This window comes from Pseudoalteromonas sp. SG43-6 (assembly GCF_014164365.1).
In the GTDB taxonomy this organism is placed as follows: domain Bacteria; phylum Pseudomonadota; class Gammaproteobacteria; order Enterobacterales; family Alteromonadaceae; genus Pseudoalteromonas; species Pseudoalteromonas rhizosphaerae.
In genome coordinates this window covers 22,042-47,847 of sequence record NZ_JACJEZ010000009.1, presented here as the reverse complement: position 1 = coordinate 47,847, position 25,806 = coordinate 22,042, and the positions used below count along the sequence as shown (strand labels likewise).

Sequence of the window (25,806 nt, the reverse complement as noted above, 5' to 3'; positions counted from 1 at the left end):
TCTAGTCAGGATATTTAAAAATATGTAGTGTTAGTTGCCATTTCATTGCTGCAAGGCGTAACAGCAAGGTGGTTAACATCGCTAACACCATCGCTATCTCTGTCTCAATGTTCAATACAATTGCTTGGGTATAAACAATACCACCAGCAATACAAGTAATTGCATATAGCTCACCTTTTAATAGCATAGGAATATTGCCTGCCAACACATCTCGCGTTACTCCGCCAAAGCAACCGGTGATCACTCCCATAATAATTGCGGTTGTAGCTGGCATCCCCGCGAGCAATGCTTTTTGCGCCCCCATTACAGCAAAGAACGCTAAACCAAACGCATCTGCAACTTGTAAATGATATAAAGGAATTGATTTTTGCTTATTGATCAATCGCGTGGTAACAAAGACAGACGCAAATATCGCGATAAAATAACTTTGGTCGTGTAACCAAAATACCGGAACATCTAAAATCAAATCTCGAATTGTGCCACCACCTATCGCGGTGACCGTCGCCAGTACCACGACTCCAAAGCCATCCATTTTTTTATCATAGGCAATTAAAGTGCCTGACATGGCAAATACGGCGATGCCAATTAAATCAAACCAATGATAAAGTTCAGTCATATATCCAAGCCATCCCAAGATGCGAATCGAAGTTAAAATAAACAGTGCTTAACGACGCCGTTTTAGCACAATAAATCCAAAGTTATAAGTGAACTTTAGATTTATTGCTATTTCTATTAATTCAGTAACTGCTGCGCTGTCTGCAACTGCTTATAGCGTACGATCAATGTAACACCACGCAGTAGCATAAAGCAGGTCATTGCTAACCAAAGCGCATGATTTTGCCAAGCATTAAACACCCAAAACACGCCAAAGAACCCAACTAATGCTGAAATTAGCATAGTATTTCGCATATCTTGAGCTCTGGTTAGGCCAACAAAAATACCATCAAACAAAAAGCAACTCATTGCCGCTAATGGCATAAAAATCAACCATGGTAAGTATTCATAGGCGGCTTTGATCACTTCAGGAATATCTGTTAATAAGGTAATAATTTGCGAACCAAACAATGCAAAAAACACGCTATAACAAAAAGCAAATAGCACTCCCCAAAATACGCTTATTTTTACCCATAAGTTTATACGTCGTACGCTATGTTGACCTTTTGCTTGGCCAACTTTTGCTTCACTTGCATAGGCAATACCATCAAGAGCAAAGCTCACTAGCATTAAAAAGTTCAGTAATACAGCATTTACCGCAAGCGTTACCTCGCCAATGCGTGCACCATAGAAGGTCATAAAGCTAAAACACAGTTGTAAAATTAAGGAGCGAATAAAAATATCACGGTTAAGACTTAATAACGCCCACATTTTATCTCGGCTAAACCACCCACCTAAAAATAGCGGCACAGTCATTTTTTTCGCCAACCTAAAAACCAAGAATAACGCAAATAATAGCGCGGTATAATCGGCAATCAACGATGCCCAAGCAGCTCCGGCGACTTGCCAATCTAAGTACACAACAAAATAAATATCTAAAACAATGTTGGTGATATTAGTAACTAGTAATAAATAAAAAGGCCCTTTACCGTAATGAATCCCTAACATCCAAGCTAATAATACCAAGTTACATAATGCCGCTGGTGCACTAAAAATACGAATTTCAAAATAACTATAAGCTTGTGCGAGCACCTGCGCACTGGAACCAGAAAGGTAAGCTATGGCATTTTTAATAAGTGGCGATAAAGCAATTAAAGAAAATGCCACGATAAGCGCTAATACTAAACTGCGCTTTAATAATCCGGCTAATTGAGGATAATCTTTCTTGCCATAAGCTTGCGCAACCAGCCCTGTGGTACTCATGCGTAAAAAGCCCGCCAACCAAAATAGCAATGAAATTACCGTGGCGCCCAAGGCAATTCCGGCAAGAAAATGAGCACTACCAAGATGCCCTATTACTGCAGTATCAACTATTCCTAACAGTGGCACGGTTATATTTGATAATATCATTGGACCAGCTAACAACAGCAAGCTTTTATGGTGTGCTTTATGACGATTAAGAAATTTTTTCACAGTCTGCTATCGATCCTCTTTTGTCTATCTTTACCTGCTCACAGCGCAGTTATTTTACAGTATCACCATGTCAGTGAGACCCTGCCAGCAGTCACCAGTGTCAGTGCAGAAACCTTCACTGAGCATTTAAACTATCTAAAACAGCATGACTTTAACGTAGTGCCACTGAATGAATTACTATCTGCTTTACAACAAGGCCAAAGTTTACCAGATAAAACCGTCGCTATTACCTTTGATGATGGTTACAACAATAATTATGAACAAGCAGCGCCGATATTAGAAAAGTTTGCTTACCCCTATACGATTTTCGTTAATCCAAAATTGATTGATGAAGGTAAAGGCTATGTAATGGGCTGGAATAAACTCAGAGAACTTGCCAAAAAAGGTGCTCTGATCAGCAATCACAGCGCACAACATGATTACCTACATCGTAAATTAGCCGATGAAACACCCCAACAATGGCAGGCGCGTATTAAGCAAGATATTTTGTCATCACAACAACGGATCAAAGAAGAAATTGGCCATGACTATAAATACTTAGCATATCCATATGGCGAGTTTAATAACCAATTACAAAGTTTAGTGAAAGAGTTGGGCTTTATTGGTATTGGCCAACACTCTGGTGCCATCAACAAAGATTCTGATTTTAGCCGTTTACCACGCTTTCCGGCTTCTGGGTTTTATAGCAAGCTTGATACGCTAGTGACCAAACTAAACTCTCGCGCATTTTCAATCCAAGAGCTTACTTATATTGATAGCGTGACCAGCCAAAATCCACCTCAGATCAGCATTAAATTTAATATGGGAGACTTTCATAAAAGTCAGCTAGCTTGTTATGTATCGGGCATCGGTCAGGCAAAACTAGACTGGTCAGCAGCTGATACTGTGACCATAAATTCACCGAAAAATTTAGCTCAAGGGCGATCACGATTTAACTGCACAGCGCCATCAATTGCTCATAAGAATAGCTATTATTGGTTTTCACAACCGTGGGTAATTGTGCAGTAAAAATATAATCCCTTGATAATTATCAACCTGAGCCCGGGATAATCAGCTCAAGTTTATAAGGTGACTACTTTTTCATTGCTTGGTTTAGTAGATGCTGCGTCACTTTATCAAGCGAGACCACCGCTAAAGCTGCTCCGATCTCTACAGCGGCTTTAGGCATGCCCCATACCACTGACGATAGTTCATCTTGCGCTACGGTATAAGCACCATGCTGTTTTAGCGCCAGTAAACCTTGCGCACCATCGCTCCCCATACCCGTTAATAAAGCTGCGATGGTATTTTTAGGGCACACTTTAACCAGCGAGTTAAACAATACATCAACCGCAGGACGATGACGGTTAACCGGCTCGCTCTCATCAAGCTGACAATATAAGCTGCCTCCTTGCTGTATAACGCTTAAGTGTTGACCACCCGGGGCGATAAACGCCCAGCCAGCTTTTAACTTATCGCCTTGCTGCGCCTCTTTGACATTAATAGTACATGTCCTATCCATGCGCAAAGCAAATGAACTACTAAACACAGGTGGAATATGCTGCGTGATAACGATCGGAGGGCAGTTTTCTGGCATTCTTATTAGCACCTCTTTAATCGCCTCTGTTCCTCCTGTTGAAGCTCCAATCGCCAAAACCTTATTGATACTAAACTGTGCATTACTTAACGTTTCGATAGGTTGTACTTGGCTTAATTTAAAAGGCCGTACTCGTGCAGCCGCTGCCGTAAGGACCTTTTGTTGCACTAATTTAGCATACTGGCTTAATTGCTCAGATACATTGACTGTCGGCTTAGCTATAAAATCAACTGCCCCTAATTCCAGCGCCTCCAAAGTCATCGGTGAACCTTTTTGGGTGAGCGTTGATATCATTACCACAGGCATAGGCCGTAGACGCATTAGGTTTTTCAAAAAACTAATGCCATCCATTTTCGGCATTTCAATATCTAAAGTCAGCACATCGGGATTAAGCTGTTTAATCATTTCTCGTGCTTGATAAGGGTCTTCTGCACACCCTACGACCTGAATATCATCAGCCTGGTGTAGTACCTCCGTCAATACTCGTCGAATCAATGGCGAGTCATCAATCACTAACACCTTGACCATTTTTTACCCCTTAAAATAACTCAATATCGGTTTTAGAATCTTGTTCTTCAATATCGTGTAAATAACGGACTTCGCGTTTTTCAATCACATCAGTGTGCATGTCGCGCAATTTTTTAACCTGTGCTTTGCCTGTTTGAGGGTTAAAATTGACCTTACGCGGCCAAGGCCCCCCCACATCATGAGACACTAATTCTAGCCCTTCTTCTTGCACATAAGAATAAGCAAAGCGAATATTACCAAGGCCAATATCTGTCATCGAGCGAATAATTTTACCGCCGCCAAACAGTTTTATTTTTAGATTTTGCCTAGAGGCGCCATTTTTAAGTACTTCATTAATTAAAAACTCCATCGCCCAGTTACCATAACGACAATTTAAGTTATGCGCACTAGTTGGCTCTGCGCCTTTTTCAATCGGTAACATAAAGTGATTCATGCCACCCACACCAAGCTTGTCATCATAAATGCAAGCTGCAATACATGAACCTAGCACAGTGGAAATCATCTCATCGTTTTTTGACACGTAAAATTCACCGGGCAATACTTTAGCAATAACTTGCCGCTGACCTGAGTCCCAAAACCGCTTAATATGCTCAAAGCCATGTAATACTGGCTTAAAATGACTATCCATAAATCACCTTCTGATACATAGTTTTACCTAAGTTTTTAAACTCACTATGCTCCTTTCCCATGGTTTCAGAATGACCTAATAATAGGTATCCATGATCAGCTAAAATATGACAATAACGGTGGAATAGCTGATCTTTTGTTTCTTTATCAAAATAAATCACCACATTACGACAAAAGATCACATCAAAAGGCCCTTTCATTGGCCAGTCTTGTAATAAATTCAACCGCTTAAAATGAATTTTTTGCTGTAATTCAGGTTTAACTTTGAATAACTCACCATCTTTAGTTTTTAAAAACCAGCGCTGTAATTGATGTTGTTCAAGTCCATTCACATTAGCCGCAGTGTAGGTACCTGATTGTGCTTTAGCTAATACGTTTGAATCCAAATCAGTGGCTAAAATTTTCACATCCCAATCGGCTGGAAATAACCCATGTAAGGTCATAGCTAAAGAATAGGGTTCTTCCCCAGTTGAACAACCTGCAGACCATATCCGAACTCGCCGAGTACTTTTATTTGTCACTAATAACTTTGGTATTACATGGGATTGCAAATAATCAAAATGATGTGATTCACGAAAAAAAGAAGTCAGATTAGTTGTTATTGCATTGATAAAATCACTAAATTCTTGCTCTTTATGTGCCTCTAAATAAGCTAAATACTGTTTAAAATTTGTCAGCTGCAATGTTCTGAGCCGACGAGCAAGACGTGAATAGACCATTTCTCGTTTATGATCACCTAATACAATGCCACACGCGTCATAAACTATTGCAGCTATTTGCTTGAAATCATGGTCGGTTAGTAAAAACTCTTTCATTACAATTACTCGCAATAGGCGTGACTGAGCTGCGATTGAATATTAACAAAATTGCTAAAAGTTAAGACTCTGGATTTTTCAAAGTACAGGGGCTTAACTAGTAATCCGATTGCAAAAAACGTTAAAATTCCTCCCATTCATCAGCTGAATTAGCAAAGTTATTACCTCGCGCTTTACTACGGATATTATTACTACGTGGTGGCGCGGTAGTAGGAGTTACTGATGCAGTATTAATTACAGCGTCTTGCTGACTTATAGTAAAAAAGTTCAGTAACCGGGTCATATCATTCGCTTGCTCTGACATTGACTCGCTGGCCGCGGATGCTTGCTCAACTAAGGCCGCATTTTGCTGGGTCATTTCATCCATTTGCGAAATAGCTTTGTTGACTTGCTCAATACCTGAACTTTGCTCTTCGGATGCTGCTGCAATATCAGATATCATTTCAGTTACTTTTTGTACTGCAATAACAATTTCTTTTAAAGTGGCTCCTGATTCATTAACTAATAAAGTGCCATCTTCAACTTTACCAACGCTATCTCTGATCAACTCTTTAATTTCTTTTGCAGCCCCCGCGGAACGCTGCGCTAGATTACGCACTTCGCCGGCAACGACAGCAAAGCCACGCCCTTGTTCACCAGCTCTAGCAGCTTCAACAGCGGCATTAAGAGCTAATAAATTAGTTTGAAAGGCAATCTCGTCAATCACGCTAATAATATCGGCAATTTTTTTACTCGACTCATTAATTGCCGACATGCTGATCACCGCGCGATTAACAACTTCGCCCCCTTGCTGCGCTTTGTCGCGCGTTTCTTCTGCTAATTCATTAACCACTTTTGCATTATCAGCATTTTGACGTACTGTACTGGTCATTTCCTCCATGCTAGATGCTGTTTCTTCAAGCGATGAGGCCTGCTCTTCTGTACGCTGGCTTAGATCAGCGTTGCCTTGAGATATTTCCTCTGCCCCACTTGCCACTAAGGTTGCCGAGGTATTAATACGATTAATGACTTCCGTTAATTTATCAGCCGTGGTATTGGCATCACGCTTGAGTTTTTCAAACGACCCCTGATACTCTTGCTCTATCCGTTTTGATAAATCACCATTGGCCATCGCATCAAGCATATTAGCAGTACCGGTGACAGCATCATCAACAATACCAATTAAACCATTTAGACCTTTAGCTAAACGTAAAAAGAAACCGCCCTTACCTTGCTCTGTAACACGAGCGTCTAGATTACCTTTGCGTGCAGAGCTGACTAAGTCAGCAATTTCTTTTTCTATTGCGACTTCGGCTGTTCGATCTTCCCACTCCACCACAGTGCCGATTCGTTCATTTTCTGAGTTAAAAATAGGGTTAGCAACTAAACCAAAAGTGCGCCCGCCAACCAGTATCTCTGCACTGTAAGTATCGGTTAGCTTGCTTAACAGATTGCGTTGATGCGCTGGATTTTTATGAAATACATCAATGTTTTGCCCTAATAACTGGCTACTATCAAAATTAGGTAAATCGCGACGTAAATCTTGCTCAGCGTTGCGCATCATATTTTGCACTGCTTCATTCATATAAATAATATCGTTTTTAGTATTTGCAATCATGGTATTTGTTGCAACTCGATCCAGGGCTTGACGCACCCTAAGATTTTCTTCAGCAGCACGTTTTTCAGCAGTCGCTTTTTTAATACTTTCGGTTAAATCTTGCCACTCAATTATAGTTCCTAATCGTTTACCTTCTTTATTAAACCAAGGGGTCGCAATAATATTAAAAATTAACGATGCAATTTCTAGTTTTGATTCAATAGAGTCGGTCAAGTTTGTATACAACTGAGCCTGCTGTGCTGTATTTTCAAAAAATGCCGTAATACTTGAGCCCACTATACTATTGACGGAAAAATCACCTAGTACACTCTGCAGCTCACCTTGTCTGGCTTGGAGCATTTGTTTTAGTTGATTATTAGCAAACACTATCTGTAAATCATTGTCTGCCATCATCACACTCGCCTGGCAGATCGTTAATGCGCTCGATAGATCAGCATCCCTTTTTGATTCTTTTTCTAATTCTTTTTGAGCTGTGATGTCTGTCGCATATTTAACCACCTTATAAGGTTTGCCACTGAGATCAAATATTGGATTATAAGATGCTTGGATCCATACTTCACTGCCATCTTTAGCAATACGTAAATACTCACCGGAGTCAAATTCACCACGGCCTAATTTTTGCCAAAACAGTTGGTATTGCTCACTTTTAGCAACCTCAGGCTCAATAAATATACGATGATGCCGTCCGACTATTTCCTCTAACTGATAACCAAATGTCTGCAAAAAGTTGTCATTCGCGGTCAACACGCTGCCATCTAAATCAAACTCAATCACCGCTTGAGATTTACTAATAGCAGCAATTTGCTCCGCAGCTTCAACAGCGACCATCTTTTGCGCCGAAATATCACTGGCAAATTTCACAACTTTTATAACATTTCCATGCTCATCCTTAACGGGGTTATAAGTTGCTTGGATCCACACTTCTTTGCCACTTTTACTGATCCGCTTAAACTCATCAGCAATAAACTCTCCGCCTTTCAAGCTTTGCCAAAAGCTTTTATATTCACTGCTCTGAGCTTCTTTTTTAGATACAAATATTGAATGATGCTGGCCCTGAATTTCTTCTAAGGGGTAACCCATTACATCTAAAAAGTTATTATTCGCCGTAATAATTATGCCGCTAGGCTCAAACTCAATCACCGCAAGTGACTTATTTAATGCCGTAACGATTAAATCATTATTTGATTTTTTAGAATTACTAAACCACCCCATGCCCATCACCTTCTTGTTGATCACCATTTGCTATATTTAGTATTTGGCTAAATATCCATTGTTTTTTGCAGGTCCAATAACGCGACCATCTTCTCACCGACATTCACTAACCCTGCGATAAATTCAGCATTCTCTGAGCCGCTAAAGTTAGGCACCGTCTTCGCATCTTGCTCTACAATACTGTAAACATCAGATACGGCATCGACTACCATTCCCATAATCTTGCTATTTTGCTCAAAAATTACTTTCACTACGATCACCACTGTTAACGGTCCATAGTCAATCGTCGCTAAGCCAAACCGTAATCTAAGATCTAAAATAGGTACTATGGTGCCACGTAGATTAATCACCCCTTTTACATAATCTGGGGCATTCGGGATCTCGGTGATCTCCTCCCAACTACGAATTTCTTGAACAGTTAAAATATCAACACCGTATTCTTCATCAGCCATAATAAAGGTTAAAAACTGCTTAACTCCTTGGCCCTGTTCAAGCATTATTTTGTTATTTAATTCGCTGTGCGCAGAGATCATGAAGCCTCCAAGTTAGCTTGCGATTCAATAATCAATTCTTGGCTACCGGGTTTTCTTAATCCTGATAATTTAATTAAGCCGCTGATATCGACAATCAACGAAACCCGACCATCCCCTAATATAGTGGCACCTGACACGCCATCTACTTTTTGGTAATTAGCTTCTAAACTTTTAATCACTACTTGTTGCTGTGACAATAAATCATCAACTAACAAACCAATTTTTTGATTATCGCTTTCAACTACCACTAACAAGGTTTTATCAAGCGCTTCTATCGCACCTTGATGATTGAAAATACTGTATAAACGCAAGATAGGAATGTATTCATCACGCAGTCTAAGTACGTCTAAGTCTTTACCCACTCGACTGACTTTATTGATATCAATTTGTAATGATTCAACAATAGATATTAATGGAATAATATAGGTGTGCTTTGCAACCCTCACTAACTGACCATCTAAAATAGCCAGAGTAAGTGGCAAGCGAATAGTAAAGGTAGACCCAACACCTGCAGCAGATGACACTTCAACCGAGCCATTAAGTGATTGGATATTACGCCTGACCACATCCATACCAACACCACGTCCGGATATGTCACTTACCTCATCTGCGGTTGAAAAACCGGGCATAAAAATGAGCTCATTAATTTCATCATCATCTAACTCATCAGCTTCGCTTACGAGCCCATTAGCAACCGCTTTTTGTTTAATCTTTACAGTATTAAGGCCTTGTCCGTCATCCATGATCTCTATAACAATATTGCCACCTTGGTGAAATGCATTAAGTGTGACTGTACCGACTGGGTCTTTACCTGCAGCAAGGCGCTGTTCAACCGTTTCTAGCCCATGATCCAGCGAATTTCGTACTAAGTGCACCATAGGATCTGATATTTTTTCCATTACGGTTTTATCAAGCTCGGTCTGTTCACCTAACAGTTTTAGCTCAACTTGCTTATTCAGTTTTTGCGAAATATCTCGCACCAAACGCGGAAAACGACTAAATACAAAGCTGATTGGCAGCATTCGGATACGCATTACATTTTCTTGTAAATCACGAGTGTTATGGGCCAATTGCGCTAAGCCTTCCTGCAAAGAGGCGATCGTCGCTTCGGTGATCTCTTGTTGACCAATTTGGCTCAACATGGCTTGAGTGATAACCAGCTCTCCAACCATATTGATCAATGAATCAACTTTATCTATGCCTACTCTGATTGAAGTAGATTCTGCAGCTGGAGTGCTTGCTTTGACCGCAGTGCCTTTTTTTATTGGTTTAACCGCAGCAACATTGACAACTGCAGGGGCTGAAGTTGAATTAGAGTTTTCCTCAATTACATCAGGTGTTGTAATTTGCGCATCATCATCAGCAAATAACCCTCCACACAACGCGATGGTAATATCAGCATCATCTTCAACCCACTCAAATATTTCTCGAATCGCACTCTCATCTTTTGCTGTGTTTAAAAAGAATCGCCAAGATAAAAAACAATCGTCGGGACTTAAATCAGCAATGTCAGGGATCTCATTATTGAAAGCTTGAGTCTCTAAATCGCCCAATTCAGCCAACTCACTGATCATATAAAGTGGCTCATTGCCTGTTTTAAATAAATGATGATGTGGTTTAAAATCAATCTGATAGGTGTTTAGCGCAAGTTGAGCGGGGCTAGCAGTGACTTCCAGTTTATTTTGTTCGGCTTGGTTTACTCCTAAAATCTGTTCAAACTTAATTCTCAGTGCAATTGCTTCTTCTAAATTAGGTTCTTGCTCTGCTTGTAAGCCACGAAGTAACTCCCGCAAGCAATCAACAGATTTAAGTAATAGGTTAACATGCTCTGCGGTAAGCTCTCGTTTCCCCTCACGAATTTGATCTAATAGGGTTTCTAGCACATGAGTAAAGTCAGACACAGAGTTAAAACCAAATGTACCACTGCCACCTTTGATAGAATGCGCAGCACGAAAAATGGTATTGATTGTTTCTAAATCTTCTTCGCCAGGTACTAAGTTTAATAACTCAGCTTCCATCGCATCTAAGCCTTCAAAACTTTCCTCAAAGAAGACTTCAAAAAATTGACTTAAATCTATACTCATACCCCGTCCCCTAGATTAGCGAATTACTTTTTTTAAAACCGCTAATAACTGTTCAGGATTAAAAGGTTTAACTATCCAGCCTGTTGCACCAGCAGCTTTCCCTTCTACTTTTTTGTCCATACCTGATTCTGTTGTTAGCATTAGCAATGGCGTAAATTTATAGTTTGGTAAGGTGCGTAACTCCCTGATCAAAGTAATACCATCCATCACTGGCATGTTTACATCTGAAATAACAGCATCAAAACCTTGTTGTTTTGCGATGCTAAGTGCTTCACTTCCGTCCTTTGCCTCAGTGACATCAAACCCCGCCTTTTTCAGTGTAAAACTCACCATTTGACGCATTGATGCCGAATCATCCACGGCTAAAATTCTTTTCATATGAACCCCTTAATCTACATTTTCAAGTATCAGATATTCACTTAGGCCTAAGCGACTAATGGCATTTTTTAAAGGCTCACTTTGCCCAACCCAAATAATTTTGTGATGTACGCATAGCAAGTGCTTTTGCAGAGCACACAATAATTGAATAGAGGCAGTATCTACGCGCACAACTTCACTAATGTCTAAACAAACATCATCATTGCGGTGTAATTCTTGTAATAAATCTTGGTGTAAGTTTTCAACTTGGGTGATTGCTAGTTCAGCGGGAAGCTTCATCATATTGTTCGCACTTTCCATGTTTAACCAATTCATAACAAAAGCTTAGACTGAGTTAGTAAAAATGCCATAAATGCGTTGAAAAAAGAGTGAAATTATTTGCTGGGGATAAAAGAAAAACAAAAAAGGAGCTCAACGCTCCTCGAAAAGAATTAAAGTATACTTTCTGGCTCATTTATTGATAATGATCGGCGATCTGCTTAAATTCAGTTATTAATAATTTAGCATTAATTAATGGCACACTGCCTTGTTTAAATTCAGGTTTAAATATGGCTCTTACCGCTCCTTGAGGGTCAACCATCGCAATTGAAGCACTATGGTCAACGGCATATTCTTGCTCATCACTATTACTAATTGCGTAAATCAAACCTAACTCTCTAACTAGTGGAAATAGATCTTTATGTTCCCCTGAGACCGCTAAAAAATCAGGATTAAAATAATCAATGTAGGCTTTGCGTTTAGCGACTGTATCGCGTTTTGGATCGACCGCTAAAAACCAAATTTGCAATGGGTATTCATCTTTCAACGCTTTATAAACGCCATTGAGTTTAGCTAATGTCAGAGGGCAAATATCTGGGCAACTGGTATAACCTAAAAACACTAAATTCCATTGACCTTGCAATGTTTGCTTAGTTACTGGCTGAGCATTTTGATCTTGTAAAGTAAAATCACTCAAAGGTTTGGCTTGTTCATATACCAAAGCTTCAACGTCAGGCATAGCGCTGTCACTACAAGCTGTTAACAGCAATAAACTTAACACCAACCACACTCTTGCCCCACGCTTAACTGCTAAGCTATTCATATAACGAACCATTTATCTATAAATAAGGCGACAAAGAGTATCATTAAATGAATAATTGAAAAACGGAATAAATCCATTGCTGTATCGTCATTCCCCGCTATTTTTAGTTTTACCGCTTTATAGATGAAAATCCCATTAAGTAGTGTCGCAGCAATTAAATAAATGAGCCCCGACATACCAATTAAATAAGGCAATACACATACCAAGGCCAATAAAATAGAGTATGCAACTACACAGGTTTTACAAAAATCAATACCATGAGTGACTGGCAACATGGGGATCTTAGCGCGTTCGTAATCACTTTTGCGAGCAATTGCCAGCGCCCAAAAGTGCGGCGGAGTCCAAGTAAATATGATCATCACTAATAACCAAGGAGCAGCTGCCATATGCCCGGTTTCTGATACCCACCCTAACAACGGCGGCATGGCACCGGCCAGCCCTCCTATAACAATATTTTGTGGCGTTGCACGCTTTAAAAAGGAGGTATAAATAAACGCATAACCAACTAACGCAAATAAGGTTAATACAGCGGTTAAAGTATTAGCCCAGATCATCAACATAATGAAACCACTCACCCCAATAACAGCGGCAAAACTTAAAGCATGCAGTTTAGATAACCGCCCCTTCGCCACTGGCCGATGGCGTGTACGTGCCATTTTGCTATCTATTTCGCTATCAACCACATGATTGATCACCGCAGCTGCTGCGGATAACAAGCCAATTCCCAGTAAACTAATAAACTGTTCGCCTATACCACGACCAACATCGGGTGCCAGCGCTAAACCAACCCATGCTGTTAATACCAACATTGCGACCACTTTAAATTTACTAATCGCTAAATAATCATTTATTAAGCCGCTAATTTGGCTAGGTGCTAACTTTGTTATTGCTATTAATGGTGTCATAACTGCCCCTATGTACGTGCTTTTAAGTAAAAACATAAACGAACGACTGTTAACAATAGTATGGCAGCCATTAAATTATGTGCCAGCGCAACGCCGAGCGGGAAATGCCAGTGCACAACCGCCAAGCCCAAACAAATTTGACACAGCAACGCGACCAATACGGAGACTGTACAATGCTTTATTTTTCTCGACACAGCACGGCTATAAATGCGCCACATGATCAGCGCTAATACTACACAGGTAACTAACGCCCACATTCGATGTAATAAATGGATCGACATTCTAGCCTGCTGTGAAAGTACACCATATTCATAAGTACTTTGCTCTAATGGCAACTGAAATACACTACTCAACGAAAACGGCTGTCCGTAACTACACAATGGCAAGCCATTGCAGTGCGGCGCCGCATAATTAGCAGCAAGCCAACCGCCTAGCGCTATTTGCAATACCAACACCACTAATGCGACTAGACTAAGCTTAAAGTAACGCCGAGCTGAGGCGTCGCCGCCAAAAATTGGTTTTGCCGTTAGCCGTAAATACAATAATGTAACCAATGATAAAATACTAAATCCACCTAATAAGTGCCCCAATACAATCAGCGGCTGTAAATTCATGGTGACGGTCCACATCCCTAAAGCCGCTTGAAACACCACCAGTATTAGTAATAGTAAGGGTAATTTAATTGGCGTGGTTGGATATTGACGTTTTAATAAAGCCAATATAAATAACGCTAAAATAAGTAAACCTAACGTGCCGGCAAAATAGCGATGGATCATTTCTTTCCACGCTTTAGCGGTTTCGAACATCATATCTGGGTAGGTTTGCTCTACATGGGCTAAATCAGCCTCATGCTTGGGTACCGTCAAAAAGCCATAGCAACCGGGCCAATCCGGACAACCCAATCCGGCATCACTCAAGCGCGTATAAGCCCCTAAGCCAACAACTAAGATCGATAACATAAAAGTGGCTAATACCAAATGTTTATAGTTTTTATACATAATTGGCACTCCTTAAATTAGCTAGAACGCGAATAGTTAAGTAATTTTTTTAAATCTTTTAACAGTCCTTTTTGAGTCAAACGGTTTTGCTGTGGCTCACTATGGTAAGGATACTGCAAGACCACTAAGCCCATATGATCAATTAGATATAAACTAGCTGGTTGCAGTACATCAACCTCAGGTAACTGACGCCATGGCAGCTCTTTTTGCTGTGTCTGGCCAAGGATGGCTACATCGACTTTACCTTGATTTTTACCAAGAGCGATGTAGAGGTTCTCTAGTGCTTGTAACTGCTGTGCACAAGCTTGTTGGCATTGTGCTGGGTGATTTAAAGCAATAGTCCATTGTTTATGCTCCGTTTTTTTCCAATCTTGTAGTTTTATTTCCTGTTTTAAAAATTCCCCTTTATTACTCGATGCACTAGGTATCCACTCAAGCTTTAACGCCAAATACGCCAGTATTAAAGGCACTAAACAACAGCCAATAAATATTAATAACGGATTGTTTTTCATTGTAATTCCTTCTTTTTAAAAGCAAATACAGCAATAACAAGGCAGGCAATCGCAATCAATAACCATTGCACTGCGTAGGCTTGATGTTTTTCGGGGCTCATCACCACAGCTTGGTAATGCGGCGCAGCAATCTCATCCGCGATACCTTGCCGATAACCAATAAAGTCAATCATGTCGCGACCTGTTTGCTGTGAAAACAATGCTAAATCGATAATTTGTACGCGCTTGGGCCATGCTGTATCCGTCTTGTGTTGTGCATCTTGCAAAGTAAAGCCACTGAGCTTTCCTTGCTTTAATTGCACGGTCATTGCCAAAGGAGTCGATGGTAGGTTTATACTAGGGAGTTGCTGGCGAGTAAGTGGTGCTTTAACCCAACCCAAATTCACCAACAGAGTTTGCTTACTTTGCTGTAAACGCAGCAAGGTAAGTACATCGTAGCCAACCTGACCTTGGTAAACTTGATTATCTAACAACCAATATTGCTGCGTATCTAGCACTCCAGAGATACTTATCTGCAAGCCCGTTTTATTCCAATCACTAGGCAGTTGCTGCATTTGCTGCCAGCTCATTACTCCCTGACTTTGCAGGGCTGCTATTTGTGTTAATTGCTCAGTTTTACTTTCAGCTCGCTGTAATTGCCAATACCCTAGGCGTAAACATACCAATACCACAATGGTTACCACGCAAATGGTAATAATTGAGCTAAGCTTTTGTTTACGCCATAAAATTAACTGCATAAAGGTGACCCAGTGATTATTAAAATTATTATCGTACTGTTGCTACTATTTATACTTTTTAACTTGTTCCGTGCCTTATTTATTATGGTATCGGGTAAAACAGATGGACGGCCTATGTCTCACTATTTAGGCCGTCGTGTGCTGTTTTCTGTTATCGTCTTAGTAATTGTTATTGCAGCCCTTAAACTAGGTTTCATCCACAGTAACTCATCACCAATTGATAAAGTTACAGCACATATACAAACACAAATAAACACAACCACACCACATCAACAAAATGCCAATACCAAGCTGCGGCTTGAAACGCAAAATGTTTATCTGGGCTAAAGTGGCCCTTTAAAATACGGATCAGCATGACTAATAATAAAATAGTTCCTAAGGTCACATGCATGCCATGAAAGCCGGTTAGTAAAAAGAAAGTATTGCCATATACGCCAGCATCTAAGGTCAGTCCTAAATCCTGATAAGCATGCATATACTCTACGACTTGCAGCCCTAAAAAACAGACCCCTAATAAGATTGTCAGTGCCATAAATACTTTTAATGGCCCACGCTTATTGTTCTCCATGCCTACATGAGCAAAATGTAAGGTAACCGACGAGGTTAGTAATATTAATGTGTTGATCAGCGGCAATCCCTGCCAACCCATAGCCTGTGTCGTACTACCACCAGGTGTAGTAACTAATGGCCAGATTGCTTCAAAAGTAGGCCACAGTACCTCATTGGTCATGGCATTATTTCCGGCGCCGCCAAGCCAAGGCACAGAGATCATCCGGGCATAAAAAAGGGCACCGAAAAAAGCCATAAAAAACATTACTTCAGAGAAAATAAACCAGCTCATACCTTGACGAAACGAGCGATCCATTTGCGCTGAATATAAGCCTTGATCAGACTCTTCAATGACATTTTTAAACCAGCGAAATAGCATAAACAGCAACACACCAATTCCTGCGTAAAGCACATAATGGCCAGCACCACCGCCGCTGCTTGCTTGCATTACGGTAAGACCTGCACCAACAGCAATAAAAAACATCGCAAATGCGCCAACTATTGGCCACGGACTTTGCGCGGGAACATAATATTTTTCGTAATTTTTATCCATTTTGTTTGCTCCTAATTAGCTATTAGCTTGGCAACCTAATTACTAGCCACTACCTGCCCGCTAATATCAAACACGGTATAAGACAAAGTTAACTCTTCAACATCTTCAGGTAATTGCGTATCAACATAAAAAAGCAGTTTAAATTCCACTTCTTCACCTGCTTTCAAAGGTTGTTGATCGAAACAAAAGCAAGCCATTTTATGCAAATACTTAGCTGCTTTGCCTGGAGACACCGACGGTACCGCTTGCATAACTTTATCTTCATTACTGGTATTTTTTGCTCTAAACAGCACTTCGCGCATAGCTCCGGGCTTTACTAGCACACTATACTCATGTGATTGCACCTCAAATGGCGCTCCACTTTGCGCATGAGTTGTGAAGCTTACGTCGATTTCTCGTGCCTCATTAACACTCGTACTTTGCTTTGCTTGCTCTAACGAAGGCTTACCATTAAGGCCTGTTACATCACAAAAAACGTCGTACAACGGCACCAAAGCAAACGCAAAAGCGAACATGCCAAGACATATTAAAACTAAGCGCTTAAGCAGTGGTGCATGACTCATTACTTAATCTCCGGTGGCGTTTCAAAAGTATGATAAGGCGCAGGAGATGCCACCTCCCATTCCAAACCCTCAGCACCATCCCACACTTTGGCGGGCACTTTATCGCCGCCTCGTGCACACTTAAATACTACAACCACAAATAACAATTGTGATAAACCAAAAGCAAAGCCACCAATACTAATAATCGCGTTAAAGTCTGCAAATTGCAGTGCGTAGTCAGGAATCCGGCGCGGCATACCGGCCAAACCAACAAAGTGCATAGGGAAAAACAATACATTCACGCTCACTAACGACAACCAAAAATGCCATTTAGCCAAGGTGATATTGAACATATTTCCCGTCCATTTTGGCAGCCAATAATACGCCCCGGCCATAATTGAAAATATCGCCCCAGTCACTAACACATAATGAAAATGCGCCACCACAAAATAAGTATCATGGTATTGAAAATCAGCAGGAGTAATCGCCAGCATCAACCCAGAGAAACCACCTAAAGTGAATAACACAATAAACGCAATACTAAATAACATAGGCACTTCAAAACTAATCGAACCACGCCACATGGTGGCTACCCAGTTAAATACTTTGACCCCAGTTGGCACCGATATCAGCATAGTGGCATACATAAAAAATAATTCGCCAGCGACAGGCATACCTGTGGTAAACATATGATGCGCCCAAACTATAAAGCTCAGTAAAGCAATCGAAGATGTGGCATATACCATAGAGGCATAACCAAATAATTTTTTACGTGAAAAGGTCGGCACTATAGTCGAGATAATGCCAAAGGCTGGCAGTATCATAATGTACACTTCAGGGTGACCAAAAAACCAAAATATGTGCTGGAACATCACCGGATCACCGCCCCCAGCAGCATCAAAAAAGCTGGTTGCAAAATACTTATCAGTCAATACCATAGTCACAGCACCGGCCAATACCGGCATCACAGCAATCAATAAAAAAGCGGTGATAAGCCATGTCCACACAAACAGCGGCAGCTTCATCCAAGTCATACCTGGCGCACGTAAATTAACGATAGTTACAATCACATTGATTGCGCCCATAATTGAACTAATACCCATGATGTGAATAGCAAAAACAAATAATGCGGTATTATCGTTACTGTAAGTTGTTGACAGTGGTGCATAAAAAGTCCAGCCAAATGCCGGGCCACCACCTGGCATAAATAGGGATGCCAGTAAAATAATAAAAGCAAAAGGTAAAATCCAAAAGCTCCAATTATTCATCCGTGGTAATGCCATATCTGGTGCGCCAATCATGAGTGGTACCATCCAGTTAGCCAATCCTGTAAAGGCCGGCATAACGGCACCAAAGACCATGATCAAGCCATGTACTGTGGTCATTTGATTAAAAAAGTGAGGCTCTACTAACTGTAAGCCAGGTTGAAATAACTCTGCGCGGATCACCATCGCCATGGCGCCACCAATTAAAAACATCGTCAACGAAAAAATTAAATATAAGCTTCCGATATCTTTATGGTTAGTAGTATAAAGCCAGCGTTTAAAACCTTTCGCAGGATGATGATGTCCATCATGGTGTGCAGCTTGATCATGTTGTTGCTCTGTTACGCTACTCATTATTTAGCCTCCGAAGTTGCATCAATCGCGGCTTGTATCTGACTCGGTTGAATTACATCCCCAGTGTCATTGCCCCATGCATTACGCTTATAGGTGATCACAGCTGCTAGCTGCTTGATTGATAACTGCTTGTCAAATGCTTGCATAGCGGTACCTGGGCGACCATGAAGCACGACATCAATATGATCTTTAATATCTCCTAATACTACCGGACTGCCTTTGAGCGCAGGGAAAACCCCCGGTAAGCCCATACCTGTTGGTTGGTGACACGCAGCGCAACTGGCCATATAGACTTGCTCGCCGAGTGTCATTAATTCTTCTTTTGGTAATGTTTGATCTAATAAGGCAGCATCAGCAATTGCAGCGTTTGCTTTTGCCTGCTTAGCTTCGCTCAGCCAGTTTGCAAATGCTTGCTCAGATTTAGCTTCAACCACCACAGGCATAAAGCCATGATCCTTTCCGCATAGTTCTGCACATTGCCCTCGATAAATGCCCTCTTCATTAATTCTGGTCCAAGTTTCATTGATAAACCCAGGGTTAGCATCTTTTTTCACTGCAAAATCAGGCACCCACCAAGAATGAATAACGTCGTCTGAGGTCATTAAAAATCGTACTTTTTGATTAATTGGCAACACCAAAGGTTTATCAACCTCTAGTAAATAGGTGCTTGATTTATCTGCTTGGTTGGTAATTTGTTCTTGCGGGGTAGCTAAAATAGAGTAAAAAGAAACATCTTCTCCCATATACTCATAATGCCACTTCCATTGAGAACCAGTAATTTTAATGGTGAGATCAGCCTTACTGGCGTCTTCCATCGAAATTAAGGTTTTAGTGGCGGGAACAGCCATGGCAATTAAAATCACAAATGGGATTGCCGTCCAAAGGATTTCAACTTTAGTACTTTCATGAAATTGGGCTGGTTTTGCCCCTTTAGATTTACGGTGGTGGATCAGTGCCCAAAACATCACGGCGAACACGATGACCCCAATCACACAACATATAATAAATATTGTCATGTGCAGCTGATAAACATCATTACTTATATCTGTTACGCCCTTACGCATATTAAACTGGCTATTAGCCAATACTTGCTGCGGTAGAACAAACAATATAAGCCACAAGGTAGAGCTCAATTTACCCATGTGACGGCTCCTTTAAATGCTATTGCAAAACGCAAAGCGAAAAGGCGGCACAGCTTTATTCGCGCCAATTCGTTATTTTTTATTGTTACTGAATATTAACGCAACCCTAAATTATGCTATTGAGCAAAATTGTTAGACTTTTAAAGTAGCTGTTAACACAGTGTATTAACCAATTAGTTAAAAAATGAACAATTAGCAAGTTTTAAGAGCAATTAAATTCTTTTTTGGTGCATAAATAACAGCTAAAAATCAGCGCGTTATTTTGTAATTAGGGATAATATTAGAGGGCTAAAAGTAGCTGGTAAGTAGATTTGATAGGGCTTAGGACGCTATAGCTAAGTATAAAATCTAGCCATTAAAGCGGTAAAAAATTAAATGCACCAAACTTCACCAATTTGGTGCAAAATATAGATCAAAAAATTTACATCCAATCAGCGTTGCGGATCACCCCAACAGCCAACCCTTCAATATTGAAAGATTCATGTTCAAGATCCACTTCAATCGGTGAAAATTCATCATTTTCAGCATGTAAAAAAACTTTTTTACCTGCTTTTTCAAGGCGTTTTACTGTTACATCGTCATCAACACGGGCAACCACCACTTGGCCATTTTCAGCAACTTGAGTGCTGTGTACTGCCAATAAATCGCCATCCATAATACCAATGTCTTTCATACTCATGCCTTGCACACGCAGTAAAAAATCAGCAGCCGGTTTAAACAAGAGTGGATCTATTTTGCAATGACTTTCAACATGCTGCTCTGCCAAAATAGGCTCACCAGCGGCAACTCTGCCTATTAGAGGTAAACCAAGTTGTTCCGGCTCATCCTCTTCAACTAACTGAATACCTCGACTAGCACCGGGCTTCATTTTAATAACGCCCTTTTTCGCTAATGCCTTTAAATGTTCTTCCGCTGCATTAGCACTTTTAAAACCTAACGTTTGCGCAATCTCAGCACGGGTTGGCGGCATACCGGTATCTTTAATAAAAACTTTAATAAGTTCGAGAATTTGAGCTTGGCGATTCGTTAATGGGCGCATACAACTGGTTTTCCATACAGTACATTTAACTGTGAGTATATACAGTTATCTGAAAATCGCAAATATAAATTGGCTTAAAATCGCGCCGTTAATAACAAGCTCATACTATTTAAACCACTTCCAGAATCTAGCGCAGATCCAAGACCAAACTTTAATGCTACATGTTGATTAAACCAATATTGCGTTTGCAGTTCATAGTTGTCTTTTAGATTTTTCTGATTACGAATATTAGCAACGACTCCCACTGACCATGCTTGATTTACATAATAAACCGCCTGCCCCTGCACATAACGATAACGCCCTGCCAATTGCTTTAGCTCTAAATCCCAACCTTGATTGCTAACTATATTTGTCCAACGAACATAAGGAGCATAAGTCCATTCAACCGCGACTCTTTCATTATCTTTGCCAAACCACATATCATGGCGCTCTAAGCGACTGTAATATACATTGAACCCTAGTTGTAACTGCTCATTCATTTGCTTACCAACAGCGGCACTCACTAAATAATCAGTATTTTGCCAATAGCTATTATCTTCACAGAGGCGCTGCGCGCTGGCACTAATAACTAATCCTGCGGGACCATAGATGGCAGCATCGGTATTTAAATAGCTAAAATCATCATTAGCAAACCCACCAATAGCATAATTATTGACTTGATTTAAATACGCTTTTAGCTCGTATGGACCAGTCAACGATTCAAGATCTTGCGCAAAATATCGATACCGTGCGCCTAAAAAAGATTCATCTAAACCAGCTAAATCGGTAAAACCAATATCGAGTTGATGTTGGGTACTAGCAACAGCCTGCGGCTGAGCAACAAGGCTCATTAATAATATTGCACCACATCCAAATACCTTTACTTTCATCCTTAAGATCCATTAACAGTTAGATAATATAGGTACATTTTATCTATTTTTATGATCTTAACTGTAGGAAAATGTTTAAAAGTGTAGACTGATTTAGTAAATAACTTAGTGAGGCAGGCAGATGAGTATTTGGTATCAACCGATCACCCTAGCACAATGTAAGCAACTTGATGACGGCATAAGTGGTCAAGGCACATTGATGAAAACCATGGGCATTGAAATAAGTGAAATAGGCGATGATTATTTAGTAGCAACGATGCCCGCGATCCCAGCTCATCATAACCCTATGGGTATGGTGCATGGCGGCGCAAATGTTGTACTTGCAGAAACGGTGGCGAGTTATGCTGCAAACTTTGCTGTTGATTTTACAAAGTTTTATTGTGTTGGCCAGGAGATCAATGCCAATCATCTAAAAGCATCACGTAATGGTATATTAACCGCGATAGCAACACCACTACACTTAGGCAAGCGTACATCCGTATGGGAAATAAAAATCACCAATAGTCGTGGAGAACTGTGCTGCGTATCAAGAATGACCGCAGCAATTGTAGAGCGAAAAGGCTAACTTGAAAGTGGATAAATTGTAATTTCAATACCTGCGCCAATAGCAGAAATACGCAATAAAGTATCGGCACTGAGCGCTTGATTAAAGCATTTTGGCGAAGTGCCTGATTCAAAGCCAATATCAAAGGTGCGCTTTGAGCATGATAACCACTGCTTTAATGCATTGCGTGAGCAAGATTCAATTAACTCACATAAGTGGTTAATCGCTTTATCTGGTGAGATAACGTCTTCATTAGACTCAATACGTGCTAGTTGACGGTACTCATCTTTATCGTAATGCAAAACCACAGCACTTTTTTTTAAGTCTGCAACTAACAAACTAATATCTTGCTTTGATTCAAGCTCTAGATCTACATTTAAAAATTGAATTTCCGACATTGTTTCATTTTTACCCTGCGTTAATAACAACGCAAACTTTAACCTAATTTTGCGTATATACCAAATCTAGAGTAGCTAGTTTTATTTTGTTGATGCGACAATTTGCCACATTGGCAAACTCAATATAATTTATAGAATACCGCACTAATAACAAACAGGTAGTCACTATGGATAAACGCATTTTTAAACATGCGCGTAAGTTTCACAAATGGTTAGGTTACTTATTAGCGCTACAAATTTTTGCATGGTTACTCGGTGGTTTAATTATGAGTGCTATACCGCTTGAAAAAGTTCACGGTAAACATTTAGCTGCGCGGCAATTAAATAACCCATTCAAACAAGCTGATTATCTAGCCTCAGTTGATAATATCGTTGCAAAAATTACTCAACCAAGACAAATTAGTTATAGTCACTTTTTAACAATCCCTACCATTATTGTGAGCAACAGTAACGGTGAGTACAGCTTTAACGGAGTTACTGGCCGTCCTTTGGTAGCACCGAGTAAAGCGCAAATTATTGCCAATGCCCAAGCTCATCTATTAATCAATGCGCAAGTAACAGACGTGATCAAACTAGCTAAAGGTACTAGCGAAGTTGGCTTTAAAGAAAATATTTGGCAAGTAAATTTTGACGATACGTTTAACACCACACTATATTTATCCGCTGATAGCGGCCAAGTTATTACTGTTCGCAGCACAATTTGGCGAATTTTCGATTTTTTCTGGATGTTACACATAATGGACTATGAGCAACGTGAAGATTTTAATAACCCATTATTAATAAGTTTTGCAGCCAGTAGCGTATTGTTTTGTTTAACTGGCTTTATTTTATTACTACAGAATATCCGTTTTAGAAAACGTACTTCCCGTCGCCCAAGTAGCTAACCTTACCTTAGAGATGAGTTAAAATTCCCACTACATCACACAGTTAAGCGATTTACTTTTTGAATAATCGCTCTAAACTAGCGCTTCCTGTAGTTCACTAAAGTGATTGGATATGCCGCATTTAATTATTGCGCTGGTATTGTGTTGTGTGAGTTTTAACCTTTATGCAGAACAATTCACCAGTTTTTACAGCGCAAAAAAACACCTCATCAAAACCCTTCCTGATAACGCCACCAGCCTCTATTGTGGCTGTAATATTAAACGCCAAGGTAAAAAACTGGTGCCCGACCCAAATGCATGTGGTTATGTGCCTCGCAATGCGGTTACTCGTTCAGGCAAACCAAATGCGCGCGCAACTCGGATTGAGTGGGAACATATTGTGTCTGCATGGGAATTTGGTCACCAGCTACAATGCTGGCAAGATGGCGGCCGAAAAAATTGCATTAAAGTCAGTGCGCAATTTCGGAAAATGGAAGCTGATATAAATAATCTCGCTCCGGCAATTGGTGAAATAAACGCAGACCGATCTAATTACAGCTTTGGCATGATTGCAGGTAATGCAAGCCAATATGGTCGCTGCCAGGTAAAGGTAGATTTTAAACAGCGTGTGGTAGAGCCGCCCTTTTATGCACGAAAACGCATTGCCGATGCTTATTTTTATATGCAAAAAACCTATGGTTTAAAAATTTCCGACAAGCAACAAAAATTATTTACCGCATGGCAAAACCAAGCTTTAGCAGCGAAAAATAGCAATGCTGTACTTTAAGTAGCCAAAACCATAAAAAAGGCGCATTTCGCGCCTTTTCACTTAAAACCTGCATTTAGTTTCGTCATTAAATATCTTGATGTGGGCCAAACACCTCGTAGTGAATACGCTCAGCAGCGACTCCTAATACGAGTAATTGCTGTTTAATTGCAGCCATAAACCCCGTTGGGCCACAGATGTAGAAATCACCTTCTTCAAGCGGTAGCTGCTCAGCAACAGCGCTGACATTCATCAATCCAGTAAACTCAGCTCCCTCGCCACCTTGATTAAACCAAGTGTAGTAATTTAATCGAGTATGCGCCGCGGCTTGCTCCGCCAAAAACTGACTAAATGAATGCTGCAGGATATTTTCACAGGCGTGTAAATAGGTGACCGCTTGATTCGATGTATCACATAATAATGTTTGTAACATTGCCAGCATCGGTGTTTGACCAACGCCCGCAGAAATTAATACCACAGGTTTTTTATTTGCGCGTAAAAAGAAGTCTCCAGCCGGTGGATAAAGCTCCACAACGCTGCCCACATCAAGTGAGTGCAAATAATTAGATACAATCCCCGCTGCTGGCAATAACTCTTTTTTCACGCTAATACGGTAATTTTCACCATTACTTTGCTGAGAAATAGAGTATTGGCGTATCTCACTATACTGTGTATAAGCTGGTTTTACTTTGATACCTAAATACTGCCCTGGTTTATGAGTCATTACCGCTTTACCATCGACTGGCACTAAAGTAAAACTGGTTACTAACTCTGATTCAGGCTGTTTTTTAGCAATAACAAATGCTCTAGTACCCGACCAGCCACCGTGGTTATTTTTACTGTGCTCGTATAGCGCCGCTTCTTCGGTAATACAAATATCAGCAAGTAGTGCGTAAGCCTCACGCCATGCATATTCAACTTCAGCTGTAAATTGCTCAGGGAGCAATTCTTTTAAAGTGCCAATCAGGTGTCCGCCAACTATTGGATAATGCTCAGGTAAAATATGCATGCTGGTATGCTTATGATTAATGCGTGCCAGCGCCTCTTTTAATACGGCTAAATTATCAATATTTTGAGCATACGCAGCCAAGGCATTAAATAATGCAAATTGCTGACGGCCACTACGTTGATTGGCCATATTAAAAATATCCTGCAGCTCAGGGTTATGACTAAACAGCCGGTTATAAAAATGCTCCGTGACAACGGTGCCCGCCTGCGCCAATAAAGGCGCTGTGCTTTTTACTATTTCAATGGTTTTATCAGATAACATAC

The 25,806-nt window shown here is 40.4% G+C and carries 28 protein-coding genes; 5 read left to right on the top strand and 23 right to left on the bottom strand.

What is annotated here, in order from left to right; all coding sequences use genetic code 11:
• Window position 1: 1 nt before the first annotated feature.
• Window positions 2-616, bottom strand: coding sequence for a trimeric intracellular cation channel family protein (locus tag H5201_RS05715; RefSeq protein WP_145237840.1), 615 nt, complete (start codon window positions 614-616; stop codon window positions 2-4).
• Window positions 617-732: 116 nt separating this feature from the next.
• Window positions 733-2,067: an MATE family efflux transporter DinF gene (gene dinF / locus H5201_RS05710; protein WP_149980434.1), complete on the bottom strand. Its 1,335-nt coding sequence runs from the start codon at window positions 2,065-2,067 to the stop codon at window positions 733-735.
• Between dinF and H5201_RS05705 the strand changes: the two genes are divergently transcribed.
• Window positions 2,044-3,075: a polysaccharide deacetylase family protein gene (locus tag H5201_RS05705; RefSeq protein WP_182739921.1), complete on the top strand. Its 1,032-nt coding sequence runs from the start codon at window positions 2,044-2,046 to the stop codon at window positions 3,073-3,075. The genes dinF and H5201_RS05705 overlap by 24 nt on opposite strands.
• 64 nt (window positions 3,076-3,139) lie before the next feature.
• Here H5201_RS05705 and H5201_RS05700 read toward each other — a convergent pair whose 3' ends face one another.
• The 13 genes from H5201_RS05700 to H5201_RS05640 form a co-directional block, all read right to left on the bottom strand.
• On the bottom strand, window positions 3,140-4,171 hold the full coding sequence (locus H5201_RS05700; protein WP_182783897.1) for a chemotaxis response regulator protein-glutamate methylesterase: 1,032 nt from the start codon (window positions 4,169-4,171) through the stop codon (window positions 3,140-3,142).
• Between the two features lie 10 nt (window positions 4,172-4,181).
• Window positions 4,182-4,799: a chemoreceptor glutamine deamidase CheD gene (cheD, locus tag H5201_RS05695; protein ID WP_182718552.1), complete on the bottom strand. Its 618-nt coding sequence runs from the start codon at window positions 4,797-4,799 to the stop codon at window positions 4,182-4,184.
• On the bottom strand, window positions 4,792-5,613 hold the full coding sequence (locus H5201_RS05690; RefSeq protein WP_182718551.1) for a protein-glutamate O-methyltransferase CheR: 822 nt from the start codon (window positions 5,611-5,613) through the stop codon (window positions 4,792-4,794). The genes cheD and H5201_RS05690 overlap by 8 nt, the downstream gene beginning before the upstream one ends.
• Before the next feature lie 121 nt (window positions 5,614-5,734).
• On the bottom strand, window positions 5,735-8,422 hold the full coding sequence (locus tag H5201_RS05685; RefSeq protein WP_182718550.1) for a methyl-accepting chemotaxis protein: 2,688 nt from the start codon (window positions 8,420-8,422) through the stop codon (window positions 5,735-5,737).
• 47 nt (window positions 8,423-8,469) lie between these two features.
• Window positions 8,470-8,955, bottom strand: coding sequence for a chemotaxis protein CheW (locus H5201_RS05680; protein WP_149980428.1), 486 nt, complete (start codon window positions 8,953-8,955; stop codon window positions 8,470-8,472).
• Entirely contained in the window at window positions 8,952-11,039 is a 2,088-nt protein-coding gene (locus tag H5201_RS05675) for a chemotaxis protein CheA (RefSeq protein WP_182718549.1), read from the bottom strand. The genes H5201_RS05680 and H5201_RS05675 overlap by 4 nt, the downstream gene beginning before the upstream one ends.
• Before the next feature lie 15 nt (window positions 11,040-11,054).
• A complete protein-coding gene (locus H5201_RS05670) occupies window positions 11,055-11,417 on the bottom strand; it encodes a response regulator (RefSeq protein ID WP_145237813.1) in 363 nt (120 codons plus the stop codon).
• 9 nt (window positions 11,418-11,426) lie between these two features.
• Complete coding sequence (locus H5201_RS05665; RefSeq protein ID WP_149980677.1) at window positions 11,427-11,699, bottom strand: lipid asymmetry maintenance protein MlaB; 273 nt, start codon at window positions 11,697-11,699, stop codon at window positions 11,427-11,429.
• A 172-nt stretch (window positions 11,700-11,871) separates the two neighbouring features.
• Window positions 11,872-12,498, bottom strand: coding sequence for an SCO family protein (locus H5201_RS05660; RefSeq protein ID WP_149980426.1), 627 nt, complete (start codon window positions 12,496-12,498; stop codon window positions 11,872-11,874).
• Window positions 12,495-13,403, bottom strand: a complete 909-nt coding sequence (gene cyoE, locus H5201_RS05655; protein WP_182783895.1) for a heme o synthase — start codon at window positions 13,401-13,403, stop codon at window positions 12,495-12,497. Before cyoE ends, H5201_RS05660 begins: the two co-directional genes overlap by 4 nt.
• Window positions 13,404-13,411: 8 nt before the next feature.
• Window positions 13,412-14,401 (bottom strand): heme A synthase, encoded by a 990-nt coding sequence (locus H5201_RS05650; RefSeq protein ID WP_182783893.1) that lies wholly within the window; start codon window positions 14,399-14,401, stop codon window positions 13,412-13,414.
• Window positions 14,402-14,418: 17 nt separating this feature from the next.
• Entirely contained in the window at window positions 14,419-14,913 is a 495-nt protein-coding gene (locus H5201_RS05645) for a transmembrane cytochrome oxidase associated protein (RefSeq protein WP_182718545.1), read from the bottom strand.
• Window positions 14,910-15,650, bottom strand: coding sequence for an SURF1 family protein (locus H5201_RS05640; protein WP_145237798.1), 741 nt, complete (start codon window positions 15,648-15,650; stop codon window positions 14,910-14,912). Before H5201_RS05640 ends, H5201_RS05645 begins: the two co-directional genes overlap by 4 nt.
• 12 nt (window positions 15,651-15,662) lie before the next feature.
• Here H5201_RS05640 and H5201_RS23450 point away from each other — a divergent pair, with 12 nt between their 5' ends.
• The gene (locus H5201_RS23450; RefSeq protein ID WP_149980424.1) at window positions 15,663-15,977 is read left to right on the top strand and encodes a DUF2909 domain-containing protein; all 315 of its coding nucleotides are present in this window, start codon (window positions 15,663-15,665) and stop codon (window positions 15,975-15,977) included.
• On the opposite strand, the gene H5201_RS05630 is transcribed toward H5201_RS23450, so the two are convergent.
• The 6 genes from H5201_RS05630 to H5201_RS05605 form a co-directional block, all read right to left on the bottom strand.
• Window positions 15,877-16,752: a cytochrome c oxidase subunit 3 gene (locus H5201_RS05630; protein ID WP_182739924.1), complete on the bottom strand. Its 876-nt coding sequence runs from the start codon at window positions 16,750-16,752 to the stop codon at window positions 15,877-15,879. The genes H5201_RS23450 and H5201_RS05630 overlap by 101 nt on opposite strands.
• 35 nt (window positions 16,753-16,787) lie before the next feature.
• Window positions 16,788-17,315, bottom strand: a complete 528-nt coding sequence (locus tag H5201_RS05625) for a cytochrome c oxidase assembly protein (protein WP_182739925.1) — start codon at window positions 17,313-17,315, stop codon at window positions 16,788-16,790.
• The gene (gene ctaD / locus H5201_RS05620) at window positions 17,315-18,913 is read right to left on the bottom strand and encodes a cytochrome c oxidase subunit I (protein ID WP_145237784.1); all 1,599 of its coding nucleotides are present in this window, start codon (window positions 18,911-18,913) and stop codon (window positions 17,315-17,317) included. The genes H5201_RS05625 and ctaD overlap by 1 nt, the downstream gene beginning before the upstream one ends.
• On the bottom strand, window positions 18,913-20,055 hold the full coding sequence (gene coxB, locus H5201_RS05615; protein WP_182718542.1) for a cytochrome c oxidase subunit II: 1,143 nt from the start codon (window positions 20,053-20,055) through the stop codon (window positions 18,913-18,915). The genes ctaD and coxB overlap by 1 nt, the downstream gene beginning before the upstream one ends.
• A gap of 421 nt (window positions 20,056-20,476) precedes the next feature.
• Complete coding sequence (lexA, locus tag H5201_RS05610; protein ID WP_145237778.1) at window positions 20,477-21,094, bottom strand: transcriptional repressor LexA; 618 nt, start codon at window positions 21,092-21,094, stop codon at window positions 20,477-20,479.
• Between the two features lie 74 nt (window positions 21,095-21,168).
• On the bottom strand, window positions 21,169-21,963 hold the full coding sequence (locus H5201_RS05605; protein WP_182761246.1) for a hypothetical protein: 795 nt from the start codon (window positions 21,961-21,963) through the stop codon (window positions 21,169-21,171).
• Window positions 21,964-22,084: 121 nt separating this feature from the next.
• Here H5201_RS05605 and H5201_RS05600 point away from each other — a divergent pair, with 121 nt between their 5' ends.
• Window positions 22,085-22,528 carry a PaaI family thioesterase gene (locus tag H5201_RS05600; RefSeq protein ID WP_149980420.1) on the top strand — a complete coding sequence of 148 codons (444 nt, stop codon included), beginning with the start codon at window positions 22,085-22,087 and terminating at the stop codon, window positions 22,526-22,528.
• Here the strand turns inward: H5201_RS05600 and H5201_RS05595 are convergent.
• Window positions 22,525-22,905: a hypothetical protein gene (locus tag H5201_RS05595; RefSeq protein WP_145242456.1), complete on the bottom strand. Its 381-nt coding sequence runs from the start codon at window positions 22,903-22,905 to the stop codon at window positions 22,525-22,527. The genes H5201_RS05600 and H5201_RS05595 overlap by 4 nt on opposite strands.
• A 167-nt stretch (window positions 22,906-23,072) precedes the next feature.
• Here H5201_RS05595 and H5201_RS05590 point away from each other — a divergent pair, with 167 nt between their 5' ends.
• Both H5201_RS05590 and H5201_RS05585 read left to right on the top strand, forming a co-directional pair.
• The gene (locus tag H5201_RS05590) at window positions 23,073-23,789 is read left to right on the top strand and encodes a hypothetical protein (RefSeq protein WP_182718540.1); all 717 of its coding nucleotides are present in this window, start codon (window positions 23,073-23,075) and stop codon (window positions 23,787-23,789) included.
• Between the two features lie 112 nt (window positions 23,790-23,901).
• Window positions 23,902-24,555 carry an endonuclease gene (locus H5201_RS05585; protein WP_145242452.1) on the top strand — a complete coding sequence of 218 codons (654 nt, stop codon included), beginning with the start codon at window positions 23,902-23,904 and terminating at the stop codon, window positions 24,553-24,555.
• Between the two features lie 67 nt (window positions 24,556-24,622).
• On the opposite strand, the gene hmpA is transcribed toward H5201_RS05585, so the two are convergent.
• Window positions 24,623-25,804 (bottom strand): NO-inducible flavohemoprotein, encoded by a 1,182-nt coding sequence (hmpA, locus tag H5201_RS05580; RefSeq protein ID WP_182718539.1) that lies wholly within the window; start codon window positions 25,802-25,804, stop codon window positions 24,623-24,625.
• Window positions 25,805-25,806 lie beyond the last annotated feature (2 nt).